The sequence below is a fragment of the Streptomyces sp. NPDC093252 genome (genome assembly GCF_040683675.1).
GTDB lineage: Bacteria > Actinomycetota > Actinomycetes > Streptomycetales > Streptomycetaceae > Streptomyces.
In genome coordinates this window covers 1-15446 of the sequence record NZ_JBFBEM010000029.1, presented here as the reverse complement: position 1 = coordinate 15446, position 15446 = coordinate 1, and the positions used below count along the sequence as shown (strand labels likewise).

The following is a 15446-nucleotide window of genomic DNA, read 5'->3' as shown; positions in this document are numbered from 1 at the left end:
GACGCACCCCCCTCACCCCCCACCCCCCCTCCTCACCCACCCGGAGGGTTCACCCACCCCGGCGGGGTTCCGGCCGCAGCAGCGCGAACCTCGCCCCGAACGGATCCGCCAGCCGCGCCACCCGCCCCACATCCGGCAGGTCCAGCGGCGCCAGCCGCACCGTCCCGCCCAGCTCCGTCGCGCGGGCGCACACCGCGTCCGGGTCGTCCGTGGCGAAGTACGGCAGCCAGTACGGCTCGCCGGACGCCTCCGTCGGGTCCTCGTCCAGCGGCACCAGCCCCCCGAACATGGTGTCCTCGTCCTGCCCGGCCGGGTTGACGCAGGTGTAGGAGCCGCCGGGGAAGGCGACCGAGGAGGTCTCCCAGCCGAGCACCTTGTGGTAGTAACCGGCCGCCGCCGCGATGTCCCGGGTGTACAGCTCGACCCAGACCAGCGCGCCGCTCTCGCCCGTCACTTCGAAGCCCTCCGTCCGCCCCGGCTGCCAGATGCCGTACGCCCCGCCCCCGCGGTCGGTGAGGATCGCCATGCGGCCCCGGTCCAGCACGTCCAGGGGCTCGGCCAGGACCGTGCCCCGCACCGCGCGGGCCGTCCCGGTCGTCGCGTCGGCGTCCTCGGTCCGGAAGAAGACCGTCCAGGCGGGCGGGCCCTGCTCGGGCGGGGTCGCCATCACGCCCGCGACCGTTCTCCCGTCGAGCTGGAAGAACCCGTACCCGCCGGTCCCGGGCCCGGCGGAGCGCCACTGCCAGCCGAAGAGCCCCTGGTAGAAGGTGGTGGCCCGGTCGATGTCGGGCGTGCCGAGATCGATCCAGTTCGGCGCGCCGGTCACGAAGTGGGTGCTGAGCATGATCACCTTCCCGAGGAACCGCTTCCCGAGGAACCGCTGCCTGTCCTCTGCCGAGTCTCGCACCGCCCACTGACAACCGCCGCCGGAGCACCCGCCCCCGCTCCCATCCGCACCCCCGCCCTCGCCCCCGCCCGCGCGCCGCCGTGGAGGGGATGCCGGATGCCGGACCGGGGAGCGTTCGAGGGCACCCGCGTTGATCGGGCGTTGAGCGAACGTTTTGCGCGGCCCCGGACGCTGTCCGTATGCACCTCGATTCCCTCACCCCGGCCGCACCCGCCTGGCAGGACCAGGCCCTGTGCGCGCAGACCGGGGCGGACTTCTTCTTCCCCGAGCCGGGCAGTTCGGTGCGCGAGGCCAAGCGCATCTGCGGCATGTGCGACATGCGCCGCGCCTGTCTGGACTACGCCCTGGAGAACGATGAACGCTTCGGCGTCTGGGGCGGCCTCTCCGAGAAGGAACGGCAGCACCTGCGCCGGATCACTTCTTGAGCCGACCGCCGTACAACCCGCCGTACAGCACGCCGCCGCCCACCCCCGTCATGCACCCCGCCCCCGAGCAGCGAGAGAAAGCGAGAAGCGGCGCCAGGGAGGACCTCCCCGGCGCCGCCTCCGCACTCGCCCCGACCCGGAGGGCCAGCCCCCCGACCCGGAGGGCCACCCCCTTCGACCCCGGAAGGTCAGCCCTGGGCGGCCCGTGCCGCCATCCGCGCCTTGCGCGCCGCCAGCTTCTCGTCGAACTTGAGCGCCTCCGCGTCCAGCCCGCCCATGAACAGCCCCAGCTCCTCCTGCGCCTGGCGGCCCTCCGGACCGAGACCGTCGATCTCCATGATCTTCAGGAACCGCAGCACCGGCTGGAGCACGTCGTCATGGTGGATGCGCAGGTTGTAGACCTCGCCGATGGCCATCTGCGCGGCGGCCCGCTCGAAGCCGGGGATGCCGTGCCCCGGCATCCGGAACTCGACGACGACATCGCGCACGGCCTGCATGGTCATGTCGGGGGCGATCTCGAAGGCCGCCTTGAGGAGGTTCCGGTAGAAGACCATGTGCAGGTTCTCGTCGGTCGCGATCCGGGCCAGCATCCGGTCGCAGACCGGGTCCCCGGACTGGTGGCCGGTGTTGCGGTGGGAGATCCGGGTGGCCAGCTCCTGGAAGGCGACATAGGCCACCGAGTGCAGCATCGAGTGCCGGTTGTCGGACTCGAAGCCCTCGCTCATGTGGGCCATCCGGAACTGCTCCAGCTTGTCCGGGTCCACCGCGCGGGAGGCGAGCAGATAGTCCCGCATCACGATGCCGTGCCGCCCCTCCTCGGCCGTCCAGCGGTGCACCCAGGTGCCCCAGGCGCCGTCCCGGCCGAACAGCGAGGCGATCTCGTGGTGGTAGCTCGGCAGATTGTCCTCGGTGAGCAGATTGACCACCAGAGCTATCCGGCCGATCTCGGTGACCTTGGACTGCTCCTTCTCCCACGCCTCGCCGTCCTCGAAGAAGCCGGGGAAGTTGCGGGCGTCGCTGAAGGGCACGTACTCGTGCGGCATCCAGTCCTTGGCGATCTTCAGATGCCGGTTCAGCTCGGTCTCGACCACTTCCTCCAGGGCGTACAGCAGCCGCGCGTCGGTCCAGACGGAGGGGCTGCCGAGGTGCGCGGGGGTGATGGTCACAGGAACTCCAGGGGGACGTCGTACCAGGGGGACGAGACCGGCGAGCGGTGCCGGAACCTACGGGATCGTAGGCTACGAACCCGTAGGTTACGAAACCGTAGGTTAAGTCCGCGGTAAAGGTCCCAGTTCAGGGCCTACGCTGCGGAAACCCCCGTGGGCCGGAGCGGTGGCGGTGACGGCTCCGGCGGTGCTGGTCGGGGCGCTGTCCGAGTGATGAGATCACCCGTCAGGCGTACAGGTCCCGCAACCGGACCGAGAGACACGTCACACAGCCTTCCAGCTTCTCGAACTCACTGATGTCCACCAGTACCGGCGCGTAGCCGAGATCCCGGAACAGCTCGGCCGTCCGGGGCGCCCCGGACGCCATCAGCAGCGCGTCGCCGCCCAGCAGTACCACATGCGCCCCGGACTCCTCCGGCACCGGCAGGAACCGCCCGAACAGCGACGGGGTGTCCACCGACGGAAGATGCCCGATCACCGTCCCGTCGGGCAGCGCGGTGACCGCCGACTTCAGATGCAGCACCTTGCTGACCGGCACGGTCACCACCCGCGCGCCCAGCGGCTCGAAGGTGGCCCGCACCTGCTGGATCCCGGCCGCGTTGGTGCGCCCGCCCCGGCCGACGTAGATCGTGTCACCGATCTTCAGTACATCGCCGCTCTCCAGGGTGCCCGGCTCCCACACCCAGTTCACCGAGCAGCCGAGCCCGGCCATGGCCGCCTCCACCCCATGGGTCTCGGCACGGCGGGACTCGGCGCCGGGCCGGGCGATCAGGGCGACGTTCCGGTAGACGACCACGGTGTCCTCCACGAACACCGCGTCGGGGCAGTCGTCCGCCGGGGCCGCCTCCACCGTCTCCCAGCCGTGGTCGGCGAGCGCCGCCACATACGACTCCCACTGCGCGGCGGCCAGCTCCGGATCGATCGCGGTGCGCTCGACATGGGTGACGAGGCCCTCGGCCAGCCGGGGGCCGGGGTGGCGGACAAGAGCCTTCTTGCTGGGCACGAGGGATCACTCCGGATCGATGACGGCGGTGACGGCGGTGACGGTCGTGATGATGGTGACGTGGGTGGCGGCGGTGCCCTCACGGGGCACTGGGCACTGGTGGGCCATGATGCAGCGCCGCCCGGCACGGACGAAACCCCCCGAATCTCAGGCGGTCGCGCGCCGGAGGTGGTCCGCGGTGAACGACCCGCGCGCGGCGAGCAGTTGGCGCGGGGTCCCCTCGAAGATCACCCGCCCGCCGTCCCGGCCCCCGTCCGGCCCCAGGTCGATCACCCAGTCGGCGTGCGCCACGACCTCCAGATTGTGCTCGACCACCACGACCGTGTTGCCGCCGTCCACCAGTCGGTCGAGCAGCGCCAGCAGCCGGTCCACGTCCGACATGTGCAGCCCGGTCGTCGGCTCGTCCAGCACGTACACCGCCCCGGACCGGTGCAGGTGGGTCGCCAGCTTGATGCGCTGCCGCTCACCGCCGGACAGTGTGGACATCGGCTGCCCGAGGGTCAGATAGGTCAGACCGACGTCCTGGAGGGCCCGGAGGCGCCGCCGGACGCCCGGGTCGGTCAGAAGGCCGAGGGCGCGCTCGGCGGTCATCTCCAGCACGTCCGCGATCGAGTGCCCGCCGACCGTCAGCCGCAGCACCTCCTCCCGGAACCGCCGCCCCTCGCACTCCGGGCAGACGGTGGTCACCGGGTCCATGAAGGCGAGGTCGTTGTGGATGATCCCGCGCCCCTCGCAGACCGGGCAGGCCCCGGTGGAGTTGAAGCTGAACAGCCCCGCGTCGGCGCCCGTCTCGCGCGCGAAGAGCCGCCGCACCGGATCCAGCACCCCGAGATAGGTCGCCGGGTTGGAGCGCCCCGAGATGCCGATCGCCGACTGGTCGACGACCACCGCGTCCGGATGCGCCTCGGTGAACAGCGACACCAGGGTGCTCTTCCCGGACCCGGCGACCCCGGTCACCGCCGTGAGCACCCCGTCCGGGAACTCCACCGTGACGTCCCGCAGATTGTGCCGGTCCGCCCCCTTCACCCAGCGCCCCCCGGACGCCGCCGCCTCCCGGACCCGCTCCTTGACCGCCGTACGCCGTCCCAGGCACCGCCCCGTCGGTGTCCCGGCGGCGGCCAGGGCGCGCGGGCTGCCCTCGAACACCACCGTGCCGCCCGCCGCCCCCGCGCCCGGCCCCATGTCCACCACATGGTCGGCCAGCGCGATCACATCCGGGTCGTGCTCCACCACCAGCACGGTGTTGCCCTTGTCCCGCAGCCGCAGCAGCAGATCCCCGAGCCGCCCCACATCGCGCGGATGCAGCCCGACACTCGGCTCGTCGAAGATGTACGTCATCCCGGTCAGACTGGACCCCAGATGCCGTACGGTCTTCAGCCGCTGCCCCTCGCCGCCGGACAGGGTGGACGTCTCCCGGTCCAGGCTGAGATAGCCGAGGCCGATGGCGTCGATCCGCTCCAGCGCGGCGACGGCCGCCCCGGCGATCGGCCGGGCCACCGGGTCGGTGATCTCCCGCAGCACCCCGATCAGCTCCGTGATCTGCATCCGGGCGCACTCGGCGATCGACCGCCCGCCGATCCGGGACGCCAGCGCCGCCGCGTTCAGCCGCGCGCCCCCGCACTCCGGGCAGACGCCCTCCGCCAGATGGCCGCCGACCAGATCGCGGGTCTTCTGGCTGAGCGCCGACAGATCCCGCTTGAGGTAGAGCCGCTCGAACCGGTCGGCGAGCCCCTCGTAGTCGGTGACCCAGGTGCCGCCGGAGCCGCTGATGGTGACCTTGGAGCCGGACCGCCCCCGCATCAGGAACGCCCGCTCGTCCGCCGTGAACGCGCCCACCGGTTTGTGCGGGTCCAGTTCCTCGGAGTTCAGATACGTCTGCCCCTGCCAGGTGCCGGCGGTGAACGGGGGGAAGCGCACCGCCCCGTCCGCGAGGGACAGGGCGGGGTCCAGGATGCGCTCCCAGTCGGGCTGGACCGTCCGGCCCAGTCCGTCGCAGCGCGGGCACATGCCCGCCGGGTCGTTGAACGAGTACGCCGTCGCCGCCCCGGCGCCGGGGGTGCCGTGCCGGGAGTACAGCACCCGCAGCACCGAGTAGACGTCCGTCATCGTGCCGACCGTGGAGCGGGAGTGCCCGCCGATCGGCCGCTGGTCGACCACGATCGCCGGGGCGAGGTCCTCCAGCGCGTCCGCCTGCGGGCGCTCGTACTTGGGCAGCCGGTTGCGGACGAACCAGGTGAACGTCTCGTTCAACTGGCGCTGCGACTCCACCGCGATGGTGTCGAAGACGACGGACGACTTCCCGGACCCCGACACACCGGTGAACACGGTCAGCCGGCCCTTCGGGATCCGCAGGGAGACGTCCTTGAGGTTGTTCTCCCTGGCTCCGGTGATGGTGAGGAACTGGCCGTGCCCGCCGTGCCCGCCGTGCCCGCTGTATCCGCTGTGTTCGTGCATACGGGGGACGCTAGGCGTCAAACCCGACAGCTTCTGGCGTGATTTCCGAGAGTTCTCCGTCCAGGAGCAGCCAGCGGGTGATCCCGAGGGACTCCAGGAACGGCAGATCGTGACTGGCCACGATCAGCGCGCCCTCGTACCCCTCCAGAGCCGAGGTGAGCTGCCGGACGCTCGCCATGTCCAGGTTGTTCGTCGGCTCGTCCAGCATCAGCAACTGCGGGGCGGGCTCGGCCAGCATCAGCGCCGCCAGGGCCGCCCGGAAGCGCTCGCCGCCGGACAGGGAGTCGGCGCGCTGGTTGGCGCGCTGCCCCCGGAACAGGAAGCGGGCGACCCGGGCGCGGATCTCCTGATGGGTGGCGCCCGGCGCGAACCGGGCCACGTTCTCCGCCACCGTCAGCGAGCCGTCCAGCACATCCAGCCGCTGGGGCAGGAACCGCAGCGGCACATGTGCCGTCGCCGTCCCCGACACCGGCTCCAGTTCCCCGGCGATGGTCCGCAGCAGCGTGGTCTTGCCCGCCCCGTTGCGCCCGATCAGCGCGATCCGCTCGGGACCGTACAGATCGAACCCGCCCGCGACACTGGCGCCGTAGCGCAGCTCCAGATCCCGCAGGGTGAGCACGGTCCGCCCGGCCGGGACGGCGGTGTACGGCAGGTCGACGCGGATCTCGTCGTCGTCCCGCACCGCGTCCACGGCCTCGCCCAGACGCTCCTTGGCATCGCTGAGCCGCTCCTCGTGCATGATCCGGTGCTTGCCCGCGGCCTCCTGTGCCGAGCGTTTGCGCTCCCCCATGACGATCTTCGGTTCGCGCTTCTGCTCGTACATCTTCTGGCCGTACCGCTTGCGGCGGGCCAGCTTGATCTGGGCGTCGGCCAGTTCGCGCTTCTGCTTGCGCAGATCGGCCTCGGCGACCCGGACCATCCGCTCGGCGGCCTCCTGTTCGGCGGCGAGGACCGCCTCGTAGGCGGTGTAGTTCCCGCCGTACCAGGTGATCGTGCCCGCGCGCAGATCGGCGATCTGGTCCATCCGGTCCAGGAGTTCCCGGTCGTGGCTGACCACGACCAGCACCCCCTGCCAGGACTCCACGGCCGTGTACAGCCGCTTGCGGGCGTACACGTCCAGGTTGTTGGTCGGCTCGTCCAGCAGGAGCACGTCCGGCCGCTCCAGGAGCAGGGCGGCCAGCCGCAGCAGGACCGACTCGCCGCCCGAGACCTCACCGATGGTGCGGTCCAGTTCGACCTGGCCGAGCCCGAGTTCGCCGAGCGTGGCCAAGGCGCGCTCCTCGACGTCCCAGTCGTCGCCGATGGTCTCGAAGTGCGCCTCGGACACATCGCCCGCCTCGATGGCGTGCAGCGCGGCCCGCTTCTCGGCGATCCCGAGCGCGCGGTCGACGGGCAGCGCGGTGTCCAGGGTGACGTTCTGCGGGAGATAGCCGACCTCGCCGGCGACCCGGACGGTGCCGTCCAGGGGCTGGAGTTCGCCCGCGACGAGCCTGAGCAGGGTCGACTTCCCCGATCCGTTGACCCCGACCAGCCCGGTGCGGCCGGTGCCGAAGGAGGTGTCCAGGCCCTCGAAGACGGGGGTGCCGTCGGGCCAGGCGTAGGACAGGGAGGTGAGAGTGAGTGACGTGGACGACGTAGACATGGTGGCCTCGCGGTTGCTCGATGGGGCGATGGGGCGGCAACGCGTATCGAGACACCGGGAGCGGCGATCCGGGAGGCGGGGGAGGCCCTGGACCCGCGGAGACCCGGAAGAGGGGCGGGCTCATGGAAAAGCCCTGTTCCGCAAGGAGGACGGCTCGAACGCCGAGGTCGCACGCAGCGCACACCCACCTACAGACGGTGGTGGTGTGACGAGGGTGTCTCAGGACCTCAGACGAGCAACGTCCTTCTCCCATCGGCGGCAACAGGACTCGACCACCGTACGGAGGCCGTACGGGGCAGTCAACGGGTTTTAAACGGCCGGCTCTCAGCCGGCGTCGCGCAGCAGCTCCGCCAGACCCCGGTCCAGGTCGAACCGGAGCCGCTCCATGCCCTCGGGGACCAGTCCTCCGGTGGCCGCCAGGAACCGGCGCACCTCCGCCGAGTGCACATGGATCACCGCAGTGCCCTCCGGGGCGTGGAACTCCAGCACCGTACGGTCGTAGCCGTAGGGGCGGGCGCGGACGTCGCCGTCGCCCGCCGGGCCCTCCAGGCCCTCCGCGAGCAGATCGCGCGCGAACGTCCAGCACACCTCCACGCCCTCCAGGGTGGCCTGCGCCGGGAACGTCATCCGGACCGCGAACGGGTCCAGCGGGTCGTAGTGCAGGGTGGCGGGGATCTGCGGCATGCGGGGCGCGGCGGCGACGAGGCGGGCTTCCACAGGCTGTTCGATGACAGTGCTCATGCCTTGCTCCCTCTGAGACGGCGGAACGGCTGCCGGGGACCGGCGGCTCCGCTCCGGACGGATCGGATCAGCGGATGAGGCCGGTTACCGGAAGAGACGAAGGAACGGGCCGGGAAGTGCACTGGATTTCCGGTGACCTCTGTCACCGTGCTTTACACCATCCTGATGCCTTGAATTTCCAGGCGGATTCGGGCAGACCCATTTCTTTCTGGGCGTTCCGGGCCGAGTGCCGCCCGCCGGGCCGCCCGCCCCCGCACCCCTCCTCCGGCCCGCCCCGCACCCCTCCTGCGGCCCTTCTCCGGCCCTCTAGGCTCGGTCCGTATGACGACCGTAGAGATCCCCGCGGGCTGGCCCGCGACCGAGGAGCAGGCCCGAGCGGTGCAGGACGAGCTGCGGGCGCGGGTCGTGCTCGACGACAGCGGACCGGCGCCCGGCACGGGCCGGATCACCGGGGTCGACGTCGCCTACGACGACGAACGCGACCTGGTCGCCGCGGCGGCCGTCGTCCTGGACGCGGCGAGCCTCGATGTCGTCGCCGAGGCCACCGCCGTCGGCCGGATCTCCTTCCCGTACGTCCCCGGCCTGCTCGCCTTCCGGGAGATCCCCACGGTCCTGGCCGCCCTGGCGGCGCTGCCCCACCCGCCCGGCCTGGTGGTCTGCGACGGCTACGGGCTCGCCCACCCGCGCCGCTTCGGCCTCGCCAGCCACCTGGGCGTCCTCACCGGCCTGCCGGTCATCGGCGTCGCCAAGAACCCGTTCGTCTTCACCTGCGACCCGCCCGGCGACCGGCGGGGCGCGTCCAGTCCGCTGCTGGCGGGCACCGAGGAGGTCGGCCGGGCGCTGCGCACCAGGGACGGCGTCAAGCCGGTGTACGTCTCCGTCGGCCACCGGGTGGCCCTGGACACCGCCTGCGCCCACACCCTCGCGCTCACCCCCTCCTACCGGCTCCCCGAGACCACCCGCAGGGCGGACGCGCTGTGCCGGGCGGCGCTTCAGGAGGCGGTCACGCGCCAGGAGCCGACCTCGGAGTACTCCGAGTCGTAGACCGCGCTGCCGTCACCCGGCTGGAGGGCGTAATGGTCCAGGTTCCCGCCCCAGTAGCGGAGGATCCGGCCCAGTTCGCGGACCGGGTCCTTGGCCATCACTCCCTCGTCCAGGGTGACCTCCAGGACGAACTTCATGCGTTCCACCCGCCTTTCTGCCCGGCCGGTCTCTGCCCGGCCGGTCGTCTTCGCCTTCCGGCTCGCTGCGAGTGTTTCATTCGAAGGAAAGGGAACGCGTCCCGCGTCACAATGGGCTAAGCGCTTGCTCGTTTCCGTCTTGTGCCGACCGGAACGGGTTCTTAGCATCACTGGTGTTACAGCAACACTGTCACAGTGGAGTGATGGGGGTCGTATGACCGAGGTGGCCGCAGGACAGGGCCCGCTGAACGGCGTCCGCGTGGTCGAGCTGGCCGGGATCGGGCCCGGCCCGTTCGCGGCGATGCTCCTGGCCGACCTGGGCGCCGATGTCGTCCGGGTGGACCGCCCCGGCGGCCCCGGGCTCGCCGTCGACCCCGCCCACGACCTCACCAACCGCGGCAAACGCTCCGTGCTCCTCGACCTCAAGGCCCCGGACGGCCCCGCCCGCGTCCTGGACCTCGCCGCCCGCGCCGACCTCCTCATCGAGGGCTACCGCCCCGGCGTCGCCGAGCGCCTCGGCGTCGGCCCCGAGGACTGCCGGGCCCGCAACCCCGCCCTGGTGTACGGCCGGATGACCGGCTGGGGCCAGGACGGACCCCTCGCCCGGACCGCCGGACACGACCTCGCCTACATCGCGGTCACCGGCGCCCTCGGCCTCATCGGCGACCCGGACCGCCCCCCGCCCGCCCCGGCCAACCTCCTCGGCGACTACGCGGGCGGCGCGCTCTACCTGGTCGTCGGCGTCCTCGCCGCCCTGCACCACGCCCGCGCCACCGGCACCGGGCAGACCGTGGACGCCGCCATCGTCGACGGCACCGCCCACCTCGGCACGATGATCCACGGCATGCTCGCGGCCGGCGGCTGGCAGGACCGGCGCGGCGCCAACCTGCTCGACGGCGGCTTCCCCTCCTACGCCACCTACGAGACCGCCGACGGCAAGCACATGGCGGTCGGCGCCCTGGAGCAGCGCTTCCACGACGAGTTCCTGCGGCTGCTGGGCATCGCCGACCGGGCTCCCGCGCGCGAGGACCCCGCCCGCCGGGACGAACTGCGCGCCCTGATCGCCGCCCGCTTCCGCACCCGTACCCGCGACGAGTGGACCGCCGTCTTCGCGGGGTCGGACGCCTGTGTCGCCCCCGTGCTGTCCCTGCGCGAGGCGCCCCGGCATCCGCACCTCGCCGCGCGCGGCACCTTCACCGACCACGCGGGCCACGTCCAGCCCGCCCCCGCGCCCCGCTTCTCCGCCACCCCCACCGCCCTGCGCGGCGGCCCCGCCCTCCCCGGCGCCGACACGGCCTCCGTCGCCGCCGACTGGGACGTCCCGGCCCTGGCGCCGCCCCGCGACCCCGCTCCCCACGAGAACCCCCGAAAGGCTGCCCCGTGAGCACCGAAGCGTATGTGTACGACGCGATCCGCACCCCGCGCGGGCGCGGCAAGGCCAATGGCGCCCTGCACGGCACCAAGCCCATCGACCTGGTGACCGGCCTCATCCACGAGATCCGCAACCGCTTCCCCGCCCTGGACCCGGCCGCCATCGACGACATCGTGCTCGGGGTCGTCGGCCCGGTCGGCGACCAGGGCTCCGACATCGCCCGGATCGCCGCCCTCGCCGCCGGACTGCCGGACACGGTCGCCGGGGTGCAGGAGAACCGCTTCTGCGCCTCGGGCCTGGAGGCCGTCAACATGGCCGCCGCCAAGGTCCGTTCCGGCTGGGAGGACCTGGTGCTCGCGGGCGGTGTCGAGTCGATGTCCCGGGTGCCGATGGCCTCCGACGGCGGGGCCTGGTTCAACGACCCGATGACCAATCTCGCGGTGAACTTCGTGCCCCAGGGCATCGGCGCCGACCTCATCGCCACCATCGAGGGCTTCTCCCGCCGCGACGTCGACGAGTACGCGGCGCTGTCCCAGGAACGCGCGGCCACCGCCTGGAAGGAGGGCCGCTTCGCACGGTCCGTCGTCCCCGTCAGGGACCGCTCGGGGCTCACCGTCCTCGACCACGACGAGCATCCGCGGCCCGGCACCACCGCCGACTCCCTCGCCCGGCTCAAGCCGTCCTTCGCCGACATCGGCGACCTCGGCGGGTTCGACGCCGTCGCGCTCCAGAAGTACCACTGGGTGGAGCGCATCGACCACGTCCACCACGCGGGCAACTCCTCCGGCATCGTGGACGGCGCCGCCCTCGTCGCCATCGGCTCGCGGGAGATCGGCGAGCGCTACGGGCTCACCCCGCGCGCCCGGATCGTGTCCGCCGCCGTCTCCGGCTCCGAACCCACCATCATGCTCACCGGCCCCGCCCCCGCCACCCGCAAGGCCCTCGCCCGCGCCGGGCTGACCATCGACGACATCGACCTGATCGAGATCAACGAGGCGTTCGCCGCCGTCGTCCTGCGGTTCGCCCGGGACATGGGCGTCGGCCTCGACCGGATCAACGTCAACGGCGGCGCCATCGCGCTGGGCCACCCGCTCGGCGCCACCGGCGCGATGATCCTCGGCTCCCTGGTGGACGAACTGGAGCGCCGGGACCGGCGCTACGGCCTCGCCACCCTGTGCGTCGGCGGCGGGATGGGCATCGCCACGATCGTCGAACGCGTCTGACCCGCACCCGGGGCGGTCCGCGCCGCCCGCGACGCCGGGGCCCGTCCGACCCGCCCCGGCGGCACTCCTCGGCCGACCGACCTCAACGGAGAACCCCCATGACCACGAGCACCACCATCCGCTGGGAACAGGACCGCACCGGGGTCGTCACCCTCGTCCTGGACGACCCCGACCAGTCCGCCAACACCATGAACCGCGCGTTCCGCGACTCGCTCGCCGCGGTCACCGACCGCCTGGAGGCCGAACGCGACACCGTGCGGGGCGTCATCCTCACCTCCGCCAAGAAGACCTTCTTCGCGGGCGGCGACCTGCGCGACCTGATCCGCGCCACCCCCGAGACCGCCCAGGAGGTCCTCGACGCCGGGATGGCCGTCAAGCGCGACCTGCGCCGGATCGAGACCCTCGGCAAACCCGTCGTCGCCGCGATCAACGGCGCCGCCCTCGGCGGCGGTTTCGAACTCGCCCTCGCCTGCCACCACCGCATCGCCCTCGACGCGCCCGGCGCCAAGATCGGCTGTCCCGAGGTCACCCTCGGCCTGCTGCCCGGCGGCGGCGGAGTCGTCCGCACCGTCCGGCTGCTCGGCATCACCGACGCCCTGCTGAAGGTCCTCCTCCAGGGCACCCAGTACAGCCCGCGCCGCGCCCTGGACAACGGCCTCGTCCACGAGGTCGCCGACACCCCCGCCGACCTGCTCGCCAGGGCCCGCGCCCACATCGACGCCCACCCGGAGTCCCACCAGCCCTGGGACGTCCCCGGGTACCGCATCCCGGGCGGCACCCCGGCCAGCCCCCGGTTCGCCGCCAACCTCCCCGCCTTCCCCGCCACCCTCCGCAAGCAGACCCAGGGCGCCCCCTACCCCGCGCCGCGCGCCATCCTGGCCGCCGCCGTCGAGGGCGCCCAGGTCGACTTCGAGACCGCCCAGCTCATCGAGGCCCGCTACTTCGTGGAACTCGCCACCGGGCAGACCGCGAAGAACATGATCCAGGCGTTCTTCTTCGACCTCCAGGCCGTCAACTCCGGTGCCGGCCGCCCCCGGGGCACCGAGCGCCGCCCGGTCCGCCGGGTCGCCGTCCTCGGCGCCGGGATGATGGGCGCCGGGATCGCCTACTCCTGCGCCCGCGCGGGCATCGACGTCGTCCTCAAGGACATCACCGCCGAGGCCGCCGCCCGGGGCAAGGGCTACTCCGAGAAGCTCTGCGCCAAGGCCGTCGCCCGGGGCCGCACCACCCGGGAGAAGGCCGACGCCCTGCTCGCCCGGATCACCCCCACCGCCGAGGCCGCCGACCTCGCGGGCTGCGACGCCGTCATCGAGGCGGTCTTCGAGGACACCGCCCTCAAGCACAAGGTGTTCCAGGAGATCGAGCACCTTCTCGCCCCGGACGCGCTGCTCTGCTCCAACACCTCCACCCTGCCCATCACCGCCCTCGCCGAAGGCGTCGAACGCCAGAGCGACTTCATCGGGCTGCACTTCTTCTCACCCGTCGACAAGATGCCGCTGGTCGAGATCATCAAGGGCGAGCGGACCGGCGACGCGGCCCTCGCCCGCGCCTTCGACCTGGTCCGGCAGATCAACAAGACCCCGATCGTCGTCAACGACTCACGCGGCTTCTTCACCTCCCGCGTCATCGGCCAGTTCCTCCACGAGGGCGTCGCCCTGGTCGGTGAGGGCGTCGAGCCCGCCTCCGTCGAACAGGCCGCGGCCCAGGCGGGCTACCCCGCCAAGGTGCTCTCCCTGATGGACGAACTGACCCTCACCCTGCCCCGCAGGATCCGCGAGGAGACCCGCCGGGCCGTCGAGGAGAGCGGCGGCACCTGGACCCCGCACCCCGCCGAGGCCGTCATCGACCGCATGGTCGACGAGTTCGGCCGCACCGGCCGGGCCGGCGGCGCCGGGTTCTACGACTACGCCGAGGACGGCACCCGCACCGGCCTGTGGCCCGGCCTGCGCGAGCACTTCACCCGTCCCGGCGCGGAGATCCCCTTCCGGGACATGCAGGAACGCATGCTCTTCGCCGAGGCCCTGGACACGGTACGACTGCTGGAGGAGGGCGTACTGACCTCCGTCGCCGACGCCAACATCGGCTCCCTCCTCGGCATCGGCTTCCCCGGCTGGACCGGCGGGGTCCTCCAGTACATCAACGGCTACGAGGGCGGCCCGCGCGGCTTCGTCGCCCGCGCCCGGGAACTCGCCGACCACTACGGCGAGCGCTTCACCCCGCCCGCGTTGCTGGTGGAGACGGCGGAACGGGGGGACACCTTCGGTGATGCCGGGTGAGGGCGAGGGTGAGGGGTGCGGCTCGGTGAGGGTGGGGGTGGTGTCGGTTGAGGGTGAGGGCGATGCCCGGTGAGCGTGGGGGCGGCGTCGGCTGAGTGGGCGATGCCCTCACCCCCTGGGAGCATCGCCCCCGGACTGCCACGCCCGCAGCTCCTCCCTCAGCGACCGCTGGAACGCCGTCAGCAGCGCCTGCACCACGATCGGCTGCATCTCCGCCGACAGCGACCGCACCGCCTCGCTGTCCCGCTCCGCCACCTCCGCCCGCAGCAGCCCCGACAGCTCCCGTGCCGCCGCCCGGGAGTGCTCGATCAGCACGGTCCGCGCCGCGACGATCGCCTCCGGGGACAGCGGAACGTCCAGCAGCTCGACGCCGAGCCGCAGCAGCCCGGCGTCCACCCGGAACCCCGTCCCCTCGGCGGCCACCACCCCCATCGCCGCGAGCCGCTCCAGCTCCGGGGAGCCGAGCGCCCGCCCGGCCCGCCGCTCCAGCTCCGCGCGCTCCACGGTCTCCTGCACGTCCGGCGCCCAGGACGCCACCACGGCGCGGTGCACGGCGAGGTCGTCGGCGCTCAGGCCGTCCGGCAGCCGGCGCAGGTAGCGCTCGATCGCCGCGAGGGTCAGTCCCTGGTGCCGCAGCTCCTCGATCAGCGCGAGCCGGGCGAGGTGGGTCCGCCCGTACCGCCCGACCCTGCGGGGGCCGAGGACGGGGGGCGGGAGGAGGCCCTTGGTGCCGTAGAACCGCACCGTACGAACGGTCACACCGGCACGCGCGGCCAGCTCATCCACGGTGAAGGGGGTGGAGGTGGAGGTGGAGCGGGGCTCCTCGACGTCGTCGTGGGAGGTCTTGGAGGTCATGGGGAGGAGTATCGCGGGTGGGGGTTGGGGGGTGGGGGTGCGGTGCGATGCGGTGCGGTGGGGTCGGTGGTGAGGCGCGGGTCGTGGTGGGCTGGTCGCGCAGTTCCCCGCGCCCCTAAAAGCCCTGGGGCCAGCCCCCTGCTTTTAGCGCGCCCCGAGGCCGGGACGTCCGGGGTCTCCGGGCGCGCTCTGATGCTGGAC

Annotated in this window: 13 protein-coding genes; 5 read left to right on the top strand and 8 right to left on the bottom strand. The window is 72.5% G+C overall.

Features of this window, described 5'->3' with window-relative positions:
- Positions 1 to 49: 49 nt before the first annotated feature.
- Positions 50 to 844: a VOC family protein gene (locus AB0O01_RS36280; protein ID WP_365320370.1), complete on the bottom strand. Its 795-nt coding sequence runs from the start codon at positions 842 to 844 to the stop codon at positions 50 to 52.
- A 242-nt stretch (positions 845 to 1086) separates the two neighbouring features.
- On the opposite strand from AB0O01_RS36280, the gene AB0O01_RS36275 reads away from it, so the two are divergent.
- Positions 1087 to 1332 carry a WhiB family transcriptional regulator gene (locus AB0O01_RS36275; RefSeq protein WP_365320368.1) on the top strand — a complete coding sequence of 82 codons (246 nt, stop codon included), beginning with the start codon at positions 1087 to 1089 and terminating at the stop codon, positions 1330 to 1332.
- 188 nt (positions 1333 to 1520) lie between these two features.
- Here the strand turns inward: AB0O01_RS36275 and AB0O01_RS36270 are convergent, their stop codons facing one another.
- From AB0O01_RS36270 to AB0O01_RS36250, 5 genes are all read right to left on the bottom strand, one after another.
- Positions 1521 to 2498 (bottom strand): acyl-ACP desaturase, encoded by a 978-nt coding sequence (locus AB0O01_RS36270; protein ID WP_365320366.1) that lies wholly within the window; start codon positions 2496 to 2498, stop codon positions 1521 to 1523.
- A 226-nt stretch (positions 2499 to 2724) separates the two neighbouring features.
- Positions 2725 to 3501: a dimethylargininase gene (gene ddaH / locus AB0O01_RS36265; RefSeq protein ID WP_365320364.1), complete on the bottom strand. Its 777-nt coding sequence runs from the start codon at positions 3499 to 3501 to the stop codon at positions 2725 to 2727.
- A gap of 147 nt (positions 3502 to 3648) precedes the next feature.
- Complete coding sequence (locus tag AB0O01_RS36260) at positions 3649 to 5955, bottom strand: excinuclease ABC subunit UvrA (RefSeq protein WP_365320362.1); 2307 nt, start codon at positions 5953 to 5955, stop codon at positions 3649 to 3651.
- A gap of 10 nt (positions 5956 to 5965) precedes the next feature.
- Positions 5966 to 7597 carry an ABC-F family ATP-binding cassette domain-containing protein gene (locus AB0O01_RS36255; protein WP_365320360.1) on the bottom strand — a complete coding sequence of 544 codons (1632 nt, stop codon included), beginning with the start codon at positions 7595 to 7597 and terminating at the stop codon, positions 5966 to 5968.
- A 324-nt stretch (positions 7598 to 7921) separates the two neighbouring features.
- Complete coding sequence (locus AB0O01_RS36250; RefSeq protein WP_365320358.1) at positions 7922 to 8338, bottom strand: SsgA family sporulation/cell division regulator; 417 nt, start codon at positions 8336 to 8338, stop codon at positions 7922 to 7924.
- A 321-nt stretch (positions 8339 to 8659) separates the two neighbouring features.
- On the opposite strand from AB0O01_RS36250, the gene AB0O01_RS36245 reads away from it, so the two are divergent.
- Complete coding sequence (locus AB0O01_RS36245; protein WP_365320356.1) at positions 8660 to 9382, top strand: endonuclease V; 723 nt, start codon at positions 8660 to 8662, stop codon at positions 9380 to 9382.
- On the opposite strand, the gene AB0O01_RS36240 is transcribed toward AB0O01_RS36245, so the two are convergent.
- Positions 9331 to 9519, bottom strand: a complete 189-nt coding sequence (locus tag AB0O01_RS36240) for a hypothetical protein (protein WP_365320355.1) — start codon at positions 9517 to 9519, stop codon at positions 9331 to 9333. The genes AB0O01_RS36245 and AB0O01_RS36240 overlap by 52 nt on opposite strands.
- 214 nt (positions 9520 to 9733) lie before the next feature.
- Here AB0O01_RS36240 and AB0O01_RS36235 point away from each other — a divergent pair, with 214 nt between their 5' ends.
- From AB0O01_RS36235 to AB0O01_RS36225, 3 genes are all read left to right on the top strand, one after another.
- Positions 9734 to 10903 (top strand): CaiB/BaiF CoA-transferase family protein, encoded by a 1170-nt coding sequence (locus AB0O01_RS36235; protein ID WP_365320353.1) that lies wholly within the window; start codon positions 9734 to 9736, stop codon positions 10901 to 10903.
- On the top strand, positions 10900 to 12114 hold the full coding sequence (locus AB0O01_RS36230) for an acetyl-CoA C-acetyltransferase (RefSeq protein ID WP_365320351.1): 1215 nt from the start codon (positions 10900 to 10902) through the stop codon (positions 12112 to 12114). Before AB0O01_RS36235 ends, AB0O01_RS36230 begins: the two co-directional genes overlap by 4 nt.
- A gap of 98 nt (positions 12115 to 12212) precedes the next feature.
- Positions 12213 to 14390, top strand: coding sequence for a 3-hydroxyacyl-CoA dehydrogenase NAD-binding domain-containing protein (locus AB0O01_RS36225; RefSeq protein ID WP_365320349.1), 2178 nt, complete (start codon positions 12213 to 12215; stop codon positions 14388 to 14390).
- A 108-nt stretch (positions 14391 to 14498) separates the two neighbouring features.
- On the opposite strand, the gene AB0O01_RS36220 is transcribed toward AB0O01_RS36225, so the two are convergent.
- Positions 14499 to 15245: a MerR family transcriptional regulator gene (locus AB0O01_RS36220; protein ID WP_365320347.1), complete on the bottom strand. Its 747-nt coding sequence runs from the start codon at positions 15243 to 15245 to the stop codon at positions 14499 to 14501.
- Positions 15246 to 15446: the final 201 nt, after the last annotated feature.